Genomic DNA, 13,740 nt, shown 5'->3' on the forward strand with positions numbered 1-13,740 from the left:
GCCCTAAGAGCTCGCTGGCAAGCCAGCTCCCACACTGTTACACCGTGAATGAAAAACCCGCGTTAAAAAAAATAATCAGTGGGAGTACACCTTCATGCAAGCCGCCAAGCAGACGCACGTCCGCTATTTGATCCTGCTCATGCTCTTTGTGGTGACCACGATCAACTACGCCGACCGTGCGACCATCGCTATTGCCGGTTCCAGCCTGCAAAAAAGCCTCGGCATCGACGCCGTCACCCTGGGTTTCATCTTCTCCGCGTTCGGTTGGGCCTACGTGGCCGGGCAAATTCCCGGTGGCTGGCTGCTGGACCGCTTCGGCTCGAAGAAGGTCTACGCCCTGAGCATTTTTACTTGGTCGGCGTTCACCGTGCTGCAAGGCTTCGTCGGTGATTTTGGCGTGTCCACGGCCGTGGTCGCGCTGTTCATGCTGCGTTTCCTGGTGGGCCTGGCCGAAGCGCCGTCGTTCCCCGGCAACGCGCGCATCGTTGCCGCCTGGTTCCCCACGGCCGAACGCGGCACCGCGTCGGCGATCTTCAACTCCGCGCAATATTTCGCCACCGTGCTGTTCGCGCCGCTGATGGGCTGGATTGTCTTCACCTTTGGCTGGCAGCACGTGTTCATGATCATGGGCGGCATCGGCATCGCCTTCTCGCTGGTGTGGCTTAAAGTTATCCACAGCCCGCGCCAGCACCCGATGATCAACAAGGCCGAACTCGAACACATCGCCGGCAACGGCGGCATGGTCGACATGGACGACAAGCCCCAGGGCAAGCGCGAAGGCCCCAAGTGGGATTACGTTCGCCAACTGCTCACCAACCGCATGATGCTGGGCGTGTACCTGGGCCAGTACTGCATCAACGGCATCACCTATTTCTTCCTGACCTGGTTCCCGGTGTACCTGGTGCAGGAGCGCGGCATGACCATCCTCAAGGCCGGTTTCATCGCTTCGCTGCCGGCCATCTGCGGCTTTATCGGCGGCGTGCTGGGCGGCATCATCTCTGACTGGCTGCTGCGCCGCGGCCATTCCCTGACCTTTGCCCGCAAGGCGCCGATCATTGGTGGCCTGCTGCTGTCGACCACCATCGTGGCGTGCAACTATGTGGACATCGAGTGGATGGTGGTGGGTTTCATGGCCCTGGCGTTCTTCGGCAAGGGCGTGGGCGCGCTGGGCTGGGCCGTGGTGTCCGACACCTCGCCCAAGCAGATCGCCGGCCTGAGCGGTGGCCTGTTCAACATGTTCGGCAACATTGCTTCGATCACCACGCCGATCGTCATCGGCTACATCATCAGCACCACCGGCTCGTTCAAGTGGGCCCTGGTGTTCGTCGGCGCCAACGCGCTGGTGGCGGTGATCAGCTACCTGGTGATTGTCGGCCAGATCAAACGGGTCGAGCTGACCGAGCCGCCGAGCAAAGGCTCGCGCAAGCCGGTAGAACAGCTGTCCCCAGCCAAAATTTGAGGAGCGCGTTTCATGCAGTTAATTGAGCACGCTGACTCGCCGCGGGTGATTCGCCTGCACGAGCGCGACAACGTTGTGGTGATCGTCAACGACCAGGGCGTGCCGGAAGGCACCGAACTGCCGGGCGGCCTGATCACCCTGGAACACGTACCGCAAAGCCACAAGGTCAACCTGGTGGACATCGCCGAGGGCGGCGAAGTGATTCGCTACGGCCAGGTGATCGGCTACGCCCTGAAGCCCATCCCGCGCGGCACCTGGGTGCGCGAGGACCTGCTGCGCATGCCAACGGCGCCGGCGCTGGACAGCCTGCCCATGTCCGACAAGGTGCCGCAGGCGCTGCCGCCGCTGGAAGGCTTCACCTTCGAAGGCTACCGCAACGCCGATGGCACCGTGGGCACGCGCAACATCCTCGGCATCACCACCACCGTGCAGTGCGTGACCGGCGTGCTGGACCATGCGGTGAAGCGCATTCGCGACGAACTGCTGCCCAAATACCCCCATGTGGATGACGTGGTCGCCATTACCCACAGCTACGGCTGCGGCGTGGCCATTACCGCCACCGACGCCTACATCCCGATTCGCACCGTGCGCAACCTGGCGCGCAACCCCAACCTGGGCGGCGAAGCCCTGGTGATCAGCCTGGGCTGCGAGAAGCTGCAGGCCGGGCAGGTGATGCACGAAGGCGATGCTTCCGTGGACCTCAGCGAGCCCTGGCTGTACCGCTTGCAGGACGCCAGCCACGGCTTCGGCGAGATGATCGAGCAGATCATGGAGCTGGCCGAGACGCGCCTGAAGAAACTCAACGAGCGCCGCCGCGAGACCGTGCCGGCCAGCGAGCTGATCCTGGGCATGCAGTGTGGCGGCAGTGACGCTTTCTCTGGCATCACCGCCAACCCGGCGCTGGGTTACGCCAGTGACCTGCTGCTGCGCGCCGGCGCCACGGTGATGTTCTCGGAAGTGACCGAGGTGCGCGACGCCATCTACCTGCTGACCTCGCGCGCGGAAACCCCGGCGGTGGCCGATGCGCTGGTGCGCGAGATGGACTGGTACGACCGCTACCTGGCCAAGGGCGAGGCCGACCGCAGCGCCAACACCACGCCGGGCAACAAGAAGGGCGGGTTGTCGAACATTGTCGAGAAGTCGTTGGGTTCGATCGTGAAATCCGGCAACAGCGCCATCAACGCGGTGGTCGGGCCGGGCGAGCGGGTGCAGCGCAAGGGCCTGATCTTCTGCGCCACGCCGGCCAGCGACTTTGTCTGCGGCACCCTGCAACTGGCGGCGGGCATGAACCTGCACGTGTTCACCACCGGTCGCGGTACGCCGTACGGCCTGGCCATGGCGCCAGTGGTCAAGGTGTCGACCCGTACCGAACTGGCCCAACGCTGGCCGGACCTGATCGACGTCGACGCCGGGCGCATTGCCACTGGCCGGGCCAGCATCGAGGACCTGGGCTGGGAACTGTTCCACTACTACCTGGACGTGGCCAGCGGCAAGGAACAGACCTGGGCCGAGAAGCACAAGCTGCACAATGACATCGTGCTGTTCAACCCGGCGCCGATTACCTGAAATCGGGACGCGGCCTGCGGCCGCTGCTACGGGTTCTGTAGCAGCGGCCGCAGGCCGCGTCACGGACGATTGATTTTCACATCAACAGCCCCGCAGGCCTTATCATTGGCCCCCTAACAACGGGCAATCAGGTTCCCTTGGCATGCTGGCCATCTTCATACAGACGCTGAACATCACCGCACCGGTGTTCGCGATGCTGTTTCTCGGTGTGTTCCTCAAGCGCATCGACTGGATCAACGACAACTTCATTCATATCGCCTCGGCCCTGGTGTTCAACGTCTGCATGCCGGCGCTGCTGTTCCTGGGCATCTATCACGCCGACCTGCACGCGGCGATGAAGCCGGGCCTGCTGCTGTATTTCGTGCTGGTGACCTTCGCCAGCTTCGCCGCCGCCTGGGGCATGGCCATCTGGCGCAGCCCGGTGCAAGACCGCGGCATCTATACCCAAGGTGCGTTTCGCGGCAACAACGGCGTGGTGGGCCTGGCGCTGGCGGCCAGTATGTACGGCGACTACGGCATCTCCCTGGGGGCTATCCTCGCGGGCCTGGTGATTCTGCTCTACAACAGCCTGTCCACCGTGGTGCTGGCCATCTACAGCCCCAACATCAAGTCCGACCCCTGGAGCATCTTCAAGAGCGTGCTGGCCAACCCGCTGATCATCAGCGTGCTGGCGGCCGCGCCCATGGCCTACCTGCAGATCGGCCTGCCCAACTGGCTGCTGGCCAGCGGCGACTACCTGGCGCAGATGACCCTGCCGCTGGCGCTGATCTGCATCGGCGGCACCCTGTCGCTGGCGGCGCTGCGCGAAAGCGGCAAGCTGGCCCTGAGCGCCAGCCTGGTGAAGATGGTCTGGCTGCCGCTGTTCGGCACCCTGGGCGCCTGGCTGTGCGGCTTCCGGGGCGCGGAACTGGGCATCCTGTTCCTGTACATCGGCAGCCCTACCGCGGCGGCCAGCTATGTCATGGCCCGGGCGGCCAACGGCAACCATCAATTGGCTGCGGCCATCATCGTTATTACGACCGTTGGTGCTGCAATTACCACCAATATCGGCATTTTCCTATTGCAGTGGGGCGGCTGGATCTAGATCCTGTGCGCCTTTGCGCATGCCGTCATGCAGTCATCCGAGCTCAAGGAAGCTTCAATGGACCAACAATCGACGCCCACGGGCTTGCACCGGGGCCTCAAGAACCGCCATATCCAGCTGATCGCGCTGGGTGGTGCCATCGGCACCGGGCTGTTCCTGGGCATTGCCCAGACCATCAACATGGCCGGGCCGTCGGTGATCCTCGGCTACGCCATCGCCGGCCTGATGGCCTTCTTCATCATGCGCCAGCTGGGCGAGATGGTGGTGGACGAACCGGTGGCCGGCAGCTTCAGCCACTTCGCAAGCCGCTACTGGGGTGGCATGGCCGGCTTTGTGTCGGGCTGGAACTACTGGGTGGTATACGTGCTGGTGGGCATGGCCGAGCTGACGGCCGTGGGCATCTACGTGCAGTACTGGTGGCCGGGCGTGCCGACCTGGGTGTCGGCGGCGATCTTCTTCGTGCTGATCAACCTGATCAACCTCACCCAGGTGAAGGTGTTCGGCGAGATGGAGTTCTGGTTCTCGCTGGTCAAGGTGGCGGCGATCATCGCCATGATCGGCTTTGGTGCCTGGCTGCTGGCCAGCGGCAATGGCGGCCCTGACGCGGCCGTGGCCAACCTGTGGCAGCACGGCGGCTTCTTCCCCAACGGCATCGCCGGCCTGGCCATGGCCATGGCGGTGATCATGTTCTCGTTCGGCGGCCTGGAGTTGGTGGGCATCACCGCGGCCGAGGCCGATGACCCCAAGCGCAGCATCCCGCGCGCCACCAACCAGGTGATCTACCGCATCCTGCTGTTCTACGTGGGCGCGCTGGCGATCCTGCTGTCGCTGTACCCGTGGCAGAAAGTGGTGACTGGCGGCAGCCCGTTCGTGCTTATCTTCCACGCGCTGGACAGCAACATCGTCGCCACGCTGCTCAACGCCGTGGTGCTGACCGCCGCACTGTCTGTCTATAACAGCTGCGTGTACAGCAACAGCCGCATGCTGTTCGGCCTGGCCACCCAGGGCGATGCCCCCAAGGCGCTGCTCAAGGTCAACAAGCGTGGCGTGCCGCTGACGGCGCTGGGCGTGTCGGCCACCGCCACCGGCCTGTGCGTGCTGATCAACTACCTGATGCCCGGCCAGGCGTTCGGCCTGCTGATGGCCCTGGCCGTGGCGGCATTGGTCATCAACTGGGTGATCATCAGCATCACCCACTTGATGTTCCGCAAGGCCAAGCGCCAGGCCGGTGAAGACACCTCGTTCAAAAGCTGGGGCTACCCGTTCACCAACTACCTGTGCCTGCTGTTCGTGGCCGGCATCGTGCTGGTGATGTGGCTGACGCCGGGCATTCGCATCTCGGTGATGCTGATGCCAGCCTGGGTCATCGTGCTGGTGCTGGCCTACCTCTTCAAGCGCCGCGCCAAGGCCTAGGTCGGCTGGTAGCTGTCGATGACTTCCTGCGCCGCACGGAAGGCATCGATGGCTGCCGGCACACCGGCGTACACCGCGCAGTGCAGCAGCGCTTCGCGAATCTCCTCTACCGTACAGCCGTTGTTCAAGGCGCCACGCACGTGGCCCTTGAGCTCTTGCGGGCACTTGAGCGCGGTCAGCGCCGCCAGGGTGATCAGGCTGCGGGTTTTCAGCTCCAGGCCCGGGCGGTTCCACACGCTGCCCCAGGCGTGTTCGTTGACGAAGTCCTGCAGCGGCTGGGTGAACTCGGTGGCGTTGCCCAGGGCGCGGTCGACGAAGGCGTCGCCCATCACCTGGCGGCGCATCTCGACGCCCGGCTTGTTGTGGTTGTTGGCGGTCATCAGCTTCTCCTTTCTCAATGTTGCCGGCGCCAGGCAACCAGCGTGCTGACCAGCACGAACAGGCCCAGCACCGGCAGTACGTAGAACAGCATCAGGTGTTCCAGCCGGCCCGCCAGGGGCATGCCGGTGGTGAAAGTGATCACGTGCAGCCCGTAGGCGGCGAACAGCCCCAGCAGCACCAGGCCTTCGGCGCGGGTGATGCGGTAGCCCGAATAGAACAGTGGCAGGCACAGCACGGCCACGCCGAGCATCACCGGCAGGTCGAAGTCCAGGGCGTTGGGCGACACCGACAGCGGCGTGGGCGCGATGACGGCGGTCAGGCCCAGCACCCCCAGCAGGTTGAACAGGTTGCTGCCGATGACGTTGCCCACGGCAATCTCGCGTTCGCCACGAATGGCGGCGATCAGCGAGGTGGCCAGTTCCGGCAGCGAGGTGGACACGGCGACGATGGTCAGGCCGATGATGCGGTCGGAGAAGCCATAGTCGGTGGCCAGTTCAACCGCCGCGCCGAGGATCAAGTGGCCGCCCCACACCAGCAGGCCCAGGCCCGCCAGGGTCATGGCAGCGCTGCTCAGCCACGGTGGTGGGCCCTGGCGTTCCACGGCGTGGGTGTGCACCCGGGGCCGGTGGTGGCGCCGGGACTGGCGCAGCAGCAGGGCGAAATAGCCGCCCAGGCCCACCAGCAGCACGGCGCCTTCCAGGCGGCCGAGGGTCTGGTTCAGGGCCATGGCGAACACCAGGGCGCTGGCGCTGATCATCAGCGGGATGTCCAGGCGCACCAGCTGGCGCGACACCCGCAGGGGAATGATCAGCGCGCACAGGCCCAGGGTCACCAGGATGTTGAAGATATTGCTGCCGAACACGCTGCCCACGGCAATGTCGGGCGCGTGGCTGAATGCCGCTTGCAGGCTGACGGCCATCTGCGGCGCGCTGCTGCCCAGGGCTACCACGCTGAGGCCGATGATCAGCGGGCGCACCTTGAAGCTGGCGGCCAGGCGCACGGCGGCGCGCACCATCAGTTCGGCGCCGAGGATAAGCAGCACGAGGCCGCCAGCCAGTTGCAGCAGGCTGAAGACGGTAAAGGAGTCCAGGTCGAAAATGGTAAAGCTCCGGTTTGAGGCCTAGTCGCTCAGACTTTGTACCCGCACTTTGGCCGAACCGCTACCGATCATGCCCAATTGTTCTGCGGCGGCATGTGACAGGTCGATCAGGCGCCCGCGGGTGTGGGGGCCGCGGTCGTTGATGCGCACTTCGACCTTGCGGTTGTTGGCAAGGTTGGTCACCAGCACGCGCGTGCCGAAGGGCAGGCGGCGGTGGGCTGCGGTCATGGCGTGTTGGTCGAAACGCTCGCCGCTGGCGGTGCGCTTGCCCTGGTGCCTGGCGCCGTAGAAGCTGGCGGTGCCCGTTTCATCGTAGCCGCGGGGGTCGATGTCGTGGCTGGCGCAGCCGGCGAGGAGGGTGAGTAGCAGGAGGGGGGCGACCAGGCGCAGCATGCAGCAATCTCCAGGAATAGGTTGAGCCCCGTAGCAGCTGCCGCAGGCTGCGTCCGGCGTTTCACCGAGGTGATGCCGGACGCAGCCTGCGGCAGCTGCTACGGGGGCGCCAATCAGGAGCTGTGGTGCCCCCTTGGCGCATCAGCCTTCGAGTTTGCTTTTCAGCAATTCGTTCACCTGTTGCGGGTTGGCCTTGCCCTTGGAGGCTTTCATGGCCTGGCCCACGAAGAAGCCGAACATCTTGCCGCGCTTGGCTTCGTCGGCGGCGCGGTACTGTTCGACCTGCTCGGCGTTGGCGGCCAGCACTTCGTCCAGCACCTTCTCGATGGCGCCGCTGTCGGTGACCTGCTTCAGGCCGCGCGCCTCGATGATCTCATCGGCGCTGCCTTCGCCATTGGCCATGGCTTCGAAGACCATCTTGGCGATCTTGCCGCTGATGGTGTTGTCCTTGATGCGCACCAGCATGCCGCCCAATTGCTCGGCGCTGACCGGCGACTGCTCGATTTCCACGCCCAGCTTGTTCAGCAGGCTGCCCAGCTCGACCATGGTCCAGTTGGCGGCCAGCTTGGCGTCACCGCTCAGGCCTACCACTTGCTCGAAGTAGTCCGCCTGTTCGCGGCTGGAAGCCAGCACGCTGGCATCGTACGCCGACAGGCCGTACTGGCTCTGGAAGCGCTCGCGCTTGGCCGGTGGCAGCTCGGGCAGGGTGGCGCGCACGGTGTCCAGGAACGCGTCCTCGATCACCACCGGCAGCAGGTCCGGGTCGGGGAAGTAACGGTAGTCGTTGGCTTCTTCCTTGCTGCGCATCGGACGGGTCTCGTCCTTGTTCGGGTCGTACAGGCGGGTCTGCTGGATGACCTTGCCGCCGTCCTCGATCAGCTCGATCTGACGGGTGATCTCGCTGTTGATGGCCTTCTCGATGAAGCGGAACGAGTTGACGTTCTTGATCTCGCAGCGGGTGCCGAACTCGACCTGGCCCTTGGGGCGTACCGACACGTTGCAGTCGCAACGCAGGCTGCCTTCGGCCATGTTGCCGTCGCAGATGCCCAGGTAGCGCACCAGCGCGTGCATGGCCTTGACGTAGGCCACGGCTTCCTTGGCGCTGCGCATGTCCGGCTCGGAAACGATTTCCAGCAGCGGCGTGCCGGCACGGTTCAGGTCAACGCCGGTCAGGCCGTTGAAGTCTTCGTGCAGGCTCTTGCCGGCGTCTTCTTCCAGGTGTGCGCGGGTCACGCCGATGCGCTTGACGGTGCCGTCTTCCAGGGTGATGTCCAGGTGGCCCTTGCCGACGATCGGCAGCTCCATCTGGCTGATCTGGTAACCCTTGGGCAGGTCAGGGTAGAAGTAGTTCTTGCGGGCGAACACGTTGTGCTGGCCGATCTCGGCGTCGATGGCCAGGCCGAACTTGACCGCCATGTGCACCGCTTCCTGGTTCAGCACCGGCAGCACGCCGGGCATGCCCAGGTCTACCAGGCTGGCCTGGGTGTTGGGCTCGGAGCCGAACGTGGTGGAACTGCCGGAGAAAATCTTCGACTGGGTGGTGAGCTGGGTGTGAATCTCCAGCCCGATGACGACTTCCCATTGCATGTGAGTTTCTCCTTAGAAGCCTTCGGGCGAGCGGGTGTGCCAGTCAGTTGCCTGCTGGTACTGGTGCGCGACGTTGAGCAGGCGACCTTCCTGGAAGTACGGTGCCACCAGTTGCACGCCCACCGGCAGGCCATCGACGAAGCCGGCGGGCATGGACAGCCCCGGCAGGCCGGCAAGGTTGGCGGTGATGGTGTACACGTCTTCCAGGTACTCGGCGACCGGGTCGGCGTTCTTGTCGCCGATCTTCCAGGCCGGGTTCGGCGTGGTCGGGCCCAGGATCACGTCGACGTCGTGGAACGCGGCCATGAAGTCGTTCTTGATCAGGCGGCGGATCTTCTGCGCCTGCAGGTAGTAGGCGTCGTAGTAGCCAGCCGACAGGGCGTAGGCGCCGACCATGATGCGGCGCTGCACTTCACTGCCGAAGCCTTCGCCGCGCGAACGCTTGTACAGGTCGGTGAGGTCGGCCGGGTTCTCGCAGCGGTAGCCGAAGCGCACGCCGTCGAAGCGCGACAGGTTCGACGAGGCTTCGGCCGGGGCGATCACGTAGTACGCCGGAATGGCGTGCTGCATGTTCGGCAGGCTGATTTCCTTGACCGTGGCGCCCAGCTTCTCCAGTTCCTTGATGCTTTGCTGGATCAGGTCGGCGATGCGCGGGTCCAGGCCGGCACCGAAGTATTCCTTCGGCACGCCGATGCGCAGGCCCTGCAGCGAGCCGTTCAGGCCGGCGCTGTAGTCGGGCACCGGCTCATCGATGCTGGTGGAGTCCTGCGGGTCGAAACCGGCCATGCCTTGCAGCAGCAGCGCGCAGTCTTCGGCGGTGCGGGCGAAGGTGCCGGCCTGGTCCAGGCTGGACGCGTAGGCGATCATGCCCCAGCGCGACACACGACCGTACGTCGGTTTCAGGCCGGTCAGGTTGGTAAAAGCTGCCGGTTGTCGGATGGAGCCACCGGTGTCGGTGCCTGTCGCAACTGGCAGCAGGCGAGCTGCCACTGCAGCGGCCGAGCCACCCGACGAACCGCCCGGTACGTGGGCCAGGTTCCACGGGTTCTTCACCGCGCCGTAGAAGCTGTTCTCGTTGCCCGAACCCATGGCGAATTCGTCCATGTTGGTCTTGCCCAGGCTGACCGCGCCGGCCTTGGCCAGGCGCGACACCACGGTGGCGTCGTAGGGGGCGGTGAAGTTGTCGAGCATCTTCGAGGCGCAGCTGGTGCGCACGCCCTGGGTGCAGAACAGGTCCTTGTGGGCCAGCGGCGCGCCCAGCAGGGCACCGGTTTCACCGGCGGCGCGACGGGCGTCGGCGGCCTGGGCCTGGGCGATGGCCAGCTCCGGGGTGACGGTGATGAAGCTGTTGAGCTGCGGGTCCAGCTGGGCGATGCGCGCCAGCAGGGTGCGGGTCAGCTCTTCGGCGGAAAACTTCTTGTCGGCGAGACCGCGGGCGATCTCGGCCAGAGTCATTTGATGCATGGCAGGCTCTTTTCCCTTTTAGTCGATGACTTTCGGAACCAGGTACAGGCCGTTCTCGACCGCAGGCGCGATGGCCTGGTAAGCCTCGCGATGGTTGCTTTCGGTGACCTGGTCGGCGCGCAGGCGCTGACTGGCTTCCAGGGGGTGGGCCAGGGGCTCGATGCCGCTGGTGTCGACCGCCTGCATCTGGTCGACCAGACCCAGGATACTGTTGAGTGCGTCGGTGGTGCGTGGCAGATCGGCTTCATTCAGGCCCAGGCGGGCCAGATGAGCGATTTTTTCCACGTCGGAGCGATCAAGCGCCATGGGTATCTCCAGTGGAAAACAGCACGGAATCGAATGAAGTGTCAGTCCGTGTGTTAGATTGTCGGAACAGAACGCCAATTCTACGGTCATATGGCCGCGATTGAGTGAGGGCCTGCTCGGAAAAACAGCCAATTTAACATATTGGCGCCTTGCCCAAAATCCCCGCCGTTGTTAGAGTTTGCCGCACTTTTTTACCCACGCGTTGCCTAGGGTCACTTTCCCATGTTCAAGAAACTGCGTGGCATGTTTTCCAGCGATCTTTCCATCGACCTGGGCACTGCCAACACCCTTATTTACGTGCGTGAGCGCGGTATCGTCCTGAATGAGCCCTCGGTAGTGGCCATCCGGACCCACGGAAATCAGAAAAGTGTTGTTGCCGTCGGTACCGAGGCAAAGCGCATGCTGGGCCGTACACCGGGCAACATTGCAGCCATTCGTCCGATGAAAGACGGCGTGATCGCCGACTTCAGCGTCTGTGAAAAGATGCTCCAGTACTTCATCAACAAGGTTCACGAGAACAGCTTCCTGCAGCCAAGCCCGCGCGTGCTGATCTGCGTGCCGTGCAAATCCACCCAGGTGGAGCGTCGTGCCATTCGTGAATCGGCGCTGGGCGCCGGTGCCCGCGAAGTGTTCCTGATCGAAGAGCCAATGGCCGCCGCCATCGGTGCCGGCCTGCCGGTCGAGGAAGCCCGCGGTTCGATGGTGGTCGACATCGGTGGTGGTACCACTGAAATCGCCCTGATCTCCCTGAACGGCGTGGTGTATGCCGAGTCCGTGCGTGTGGGCGGCGACCGTTTCGACGAAGCGATCGTGACCTACGTGCGCCGCAACTACGGCAGCCTGATCGGCGAATCCACCGCCGAGCGCATCAAGCAGGAAATCGGTACTGCCTACCCGGGCGGCGAAGTGCGTGAAGTCGACGTGCGCGGCCGTAACCTGGCCGAAGGCGTGCCACGTGCCTTCACCCTGAACTCCAACGAAGTGCTGGAGGCCCTGCAAGAGTCGCTGGCGACCATCGTCCAGGCCGTGAAAAGCGCCCTGGAGCAGTCGCCGCCGGAACTGGCTTCCGACATCGCCGAGCGTGGCCTGGTGCTGACCGGTGGTGGCGCCCTGCTGCGTGACCTGGACAAGCTGCTGGCCCAGGAAACCGGCCTGCCGGTGATCGTTGCCGAAGACCCGCTGACCTGCGTGGCTCGCGGTGGTGGCCGTGCCCTGGAAATGATGGACAAGCACACCATGGACCTGCTCTCCAGCGAATAACTTCGCTGGCGGCAACCACGGGGCCCGGTCTACAGTTTGCGCTGTCGACCTCGGGCCTGCGCCTGTCGTTGGCGCATTTCTGTCAATCTGCATCCGGGCCGGTTTGAAGCCGTATGAATGAGCCAATGAACATCAGCCTGGGAGGAGCGGCTTATTAAACCGCTTTTCTCCAAGGGCCCCTCGCTGGGCGTGCGCCTGTTGGTGCTGGTCGTGCTGTCCATCACCCTGATGGTGGTGGATGCGCGCTTCACCCTGTTGCAGCCGGTGCGCAGCCAGGCGTCGCTGGTGCTGATGCGGGCCTACTGGATCACCGACCTGCCCCAGCGCCTGTACCAGGGCGTGGCCAGCCAGTTTGGCAGCCGCACCGAGCTTGTGGCCGAGAACGAAAAACTCAAGACCGAAGCCTTGCTGCTGCAAGGTCGCCTGCAGAAGCTGGCGGCCCTGACCGAGCAGAACGTGCGCCTGCGCGAGTTGTTGAACTCCTCGGCGCTGGTCAACGAGAAGGTCGAGGTGGCCGAGCTGATCGGCATGGACCCCAACCCCTTCACCCAGCGCATCCTGATCAACAAGGGTGAGCGCGACGGCGTGTTCCTCGGCCAGCCGGTGCTCGACGCCCGCGGCCTGATGGGCCAGGTGGTGGAGTTGATGCCCTACACGGCGCGCGTGCTGCTGTTGACCGACTCCACCCACAGCATTCCGGTGCAGGTGAACCGCAACGGCCTACGCGCCATCGCCAGCGGCACCGGCAACCCGGAGCGCCTGGAACTGCGCCATGTAGCGGACACTGCCGACATCAAGGAAGGCGACCTGCTGGTCAGCTCCGGCCTGGGCCAGCGTTTCCCCGCGGGCTACCCGGTGGCCACGGTGAAGGAAGTGATCCATGACTCCGGCCAGCCGTTCGCCATCGTCCGCGCGGTGCCCACGGCGGCGCTGAACCGCAGCCGCTACCTGTTGCTGGTGTTCTCCGACAGCCGTTCGCCCGAGCAGCGCGCCACCGAGGCCGCCCAGGCCCAGGAAGCTGCTGACCATCAAGGCCAGACCGCCACGGCAGGCGTGCCCGGCGCGCCGGCCGCGGCCCCGGCTGCCAGCGCTGCGCCAACGCCTGCGCCGGCCGCTGCCGAGCACCCGGCTGCCGCGGCCAAGCCGGCCACCACGCCTGCCGCCCCGCCGGCGAAACCGGCCGCCAGTGCCCATGGCACCTCCCGGGAGAGACACTGATGGTCAATAGCACCCGGCCGCGCAACGGCTGGTTCGTCTGGTTCACGTTCGCCCTCGGCCTGCTGCTGAGTGTGTCGCCGCTGCCGCAGTTCATGGAAATCCTCCGGCCGCTGTGGCTGGCCCTGCTGCTGACCTTCTGGACCCTGGCACTGCCGCACAAGGTGGGCATGACCACGGCGTTCCTGCTGGGCCTGGCCGAGGACGTGCTATACGGCACCTACCTTGGGCAGAACGCCTTGATCCTGACGCTGATCAGCTTCCTGATCCTGTCCCTGGCGCAGCGCATGCGCACCTTCCACGTATGGCAGCAGTGCTTGGTGATCCTGGTGATCTTCGGCCTGGGGCAACTGGCCCAGCTGTGGCTCAGCGCCCTGACCGGCAACCGCCAGCCCACCCTGGCGTTGCTGCTGCCGGCGCTGATGAGTGCACTGCTGTGGCCATGGGTCAGCTTCGCCCTGCGGGGCCTGCGTCGCCGCCTGGGCATCAACTGAGCGCGGCGCGGGCTGGCGC

13 protein-coding genes are annotated in these 13,740 nt (G+C 64.9%); 7 read left to right on the forward strand and 6 right to left on the reverse strand.

Annotation, left to right across the window (positions count from 1 at the left end):
• Positions 1–94 precede the first annotated feature (94 nt).
• The 4 genes from ACWKWX_RS01140 to ACWKWX_RS01155 all read left to right on the forward strand — a co-directional run bounded on the left by ACWKWX_RS01140 (position 95) and on the right by ACWKWX_RS01155 (position 5,522).
• Positions 95–1,459, forward strand: a complete 1,365-nt coding sequence (locus ACWKWX_RS01140; protein WP_483826843.1) for an MFS transporter — start codon at positions 95–97, stop codon at positions 1,457–1,459.
• Positions 1,460–1,471: 12 nt separating this feature from the next.
• Positions 1,472–3,025: a galactarate dehydratase gene (gene garD / locus ACWKWX_RS01145; protein WP_416426897.1), complete on the forward strand. Its 1,554-nt coding sequence runs from the start codon at positions 1,472–1,474 to the stop codon at positions 3,023–3,025.
• A 142-nt stretch (positions 3,026–3,167) separates the two neighbouring features.
• Positions 3,168–4,109, forward strand: coding sequence for an AEC family transporter (locus ACWKWX_RS01150; protein WP_416426896.1), 942 nt, complete (start codon positions 3,168–3,170; stop codon positions 4,107–4,109).
• Positions 4,110–4,166: 57 nt separating this feature from the next.
• On the forward strand, positions 4,167–5,522 hold the full coding sequence (locus tag ACWKWX_RS01155) for an amino acid permease (protein ID WP_416426895.1): 1,356 nt from the start codon (positions 4,167–4,169) through the stop codon (positions 5,520–5,522).
• Here ACWKWX_RS01155 and ACWKWX_RS01160 read toward each other — a convergent pair.
• The 6 genes from ACWKWX_RS01160 to gatC all read right to left on the reverse strand — a co-directional run bounded on the left by ACWKWX_RS01160 (position 5,519) and on the right by gatC (position 10,752).
• Positions 5,519–5,902: a carboxymuconolactone decarboxylase family protein gene (locus ACWKWX_RS01160; RefSeq protein ID WP_483826844.1), complete on the reverse strand. Its 384-nt coding sequence runs from the start codon at positions 5,900–5,902 to the stop codon at positions 5,519–5,521. The two genes, ACWKWX_RS01155 and ACWKWX_RS01160, sit on opposite strands and share 4 nt — an antisense overlap.
• A 14-nt stretch (positions 5,903–5,916) precedes the next feature.
• Positions 5,917–6,969 (reverse strand): calcium/sodium antiporter, encoded by a 1,053-nt coding sequence (locus ACWKWX_RS01165; RefSeq protein ID WP_416427469.1) that lies wholly within the window; start codon positions 6,967–6,969, stop codon positions 5,917–5,919.
• Positions 6,970–7,023: 54 nt separating this feature from the next.
• Positions 7,024–7,395, reverse strand: a complete 372-nt coding sequence (locus tag ACWKWX_RS01170; protein WP_416426893.1) for a septal ring lytic transglycosylase RlpA family protein — start codon at positions 7,393–7,395, stop codon at positions 7,024–7,026.
• Between the two features lie 141 nt (positions 7,396–7,536).
• On the reverse strand, positions 7,537–8,982 hold the full coding sequence (gene gatB / locus ACWKWX_RS01175) for an Asp-tRNA(Asn)/Glu-tRNA(Gln) amidotransferase subunit GatB (RefSeq protein ID WP_473004470.1): 1,446 nt from the start codon (positions 8,980–8,982) through the stop codon (positions 7,537–7,539).
• A 12-nt stretch (positions 8,983–8,994) separates the two neighbouring features.
• Complete coding sequence (gene gatA, locus ACWKWX_RS01180; RefSeq protein WP_027976799.1) at positions 8,995–10,446, reverse strand: Asp-tRNA(Asn)/Glu-tRNA(Gln) amidotransferase subunit GatA; 1,452 nt, start codon at positions 10,444–10,446, stop codon at positions 8,995–8,997.
• 18 nt (positions 10,447–10,464) lie between these two features.
• Complete coding sequence (gatC, locus tag ACWKWX_RS01185) at positions 10,465–10,752, reverse strand: Asp-tRNA(Asn)/Glu-tRNA(Gln) amidotransferase subunit GatC (protein WP_008371428.1); 288 nt, start codon at positions 10,750–10,752, stop codon at positions 10,465–10,467.
• A gap of 222 nt (positions 10,753–10,974) precedes the next feature.
• On the opposite strand from gatC, the gene mreB reads away from it, so the two are divergent.
• The 3 genes from mreB to mreD all read left to right on the forward strand — a co-directional run bounded on the left by mreB (position 10,975) and on the right by mreD (position 13,721).
• Entirely contained in the window at positions 10,975–12,012 is a 1,038-nt protein-coding gene (gene mreB, locus ACWKWX_RS01190; RefSeq protein ID WP_008371426.1) for a rod shape-determining protein MreB, read from the forward strand.
• A 153-nt stretch (positions 12,013–12,165) separates the two neighbouring features.
• Entirely contained in the window at positions 12,166–13,230 is a 1,065-nt protein-coding gene (gene mreC, locus ACWKWX_RS01195) for a rod shape-determining protein MreC (RefSeq protein WP_483826953.1), read from the forward strand.
• On the forward strand, positions 13,230–13,721 hold the full coding sequence (gene mreD / locus ACWKWX_RS01200; RefSeq protein ID WP_475504933.1) for a rod shape-determining protein MreD: 492 nt from the start codon (positions 13,230–13,232) through the stop codon (positions 13,719–13,721). The genes mreC and mreD overlap by 1 nt, the downstream gene beginning before the upstream one ends.
• Positions 13,722–13,740 lie beyond the last annotated feature (19 nt).

The sequence above is a fragment of the Pseudomonas imperatae genome (assembly GCF_057128625.1).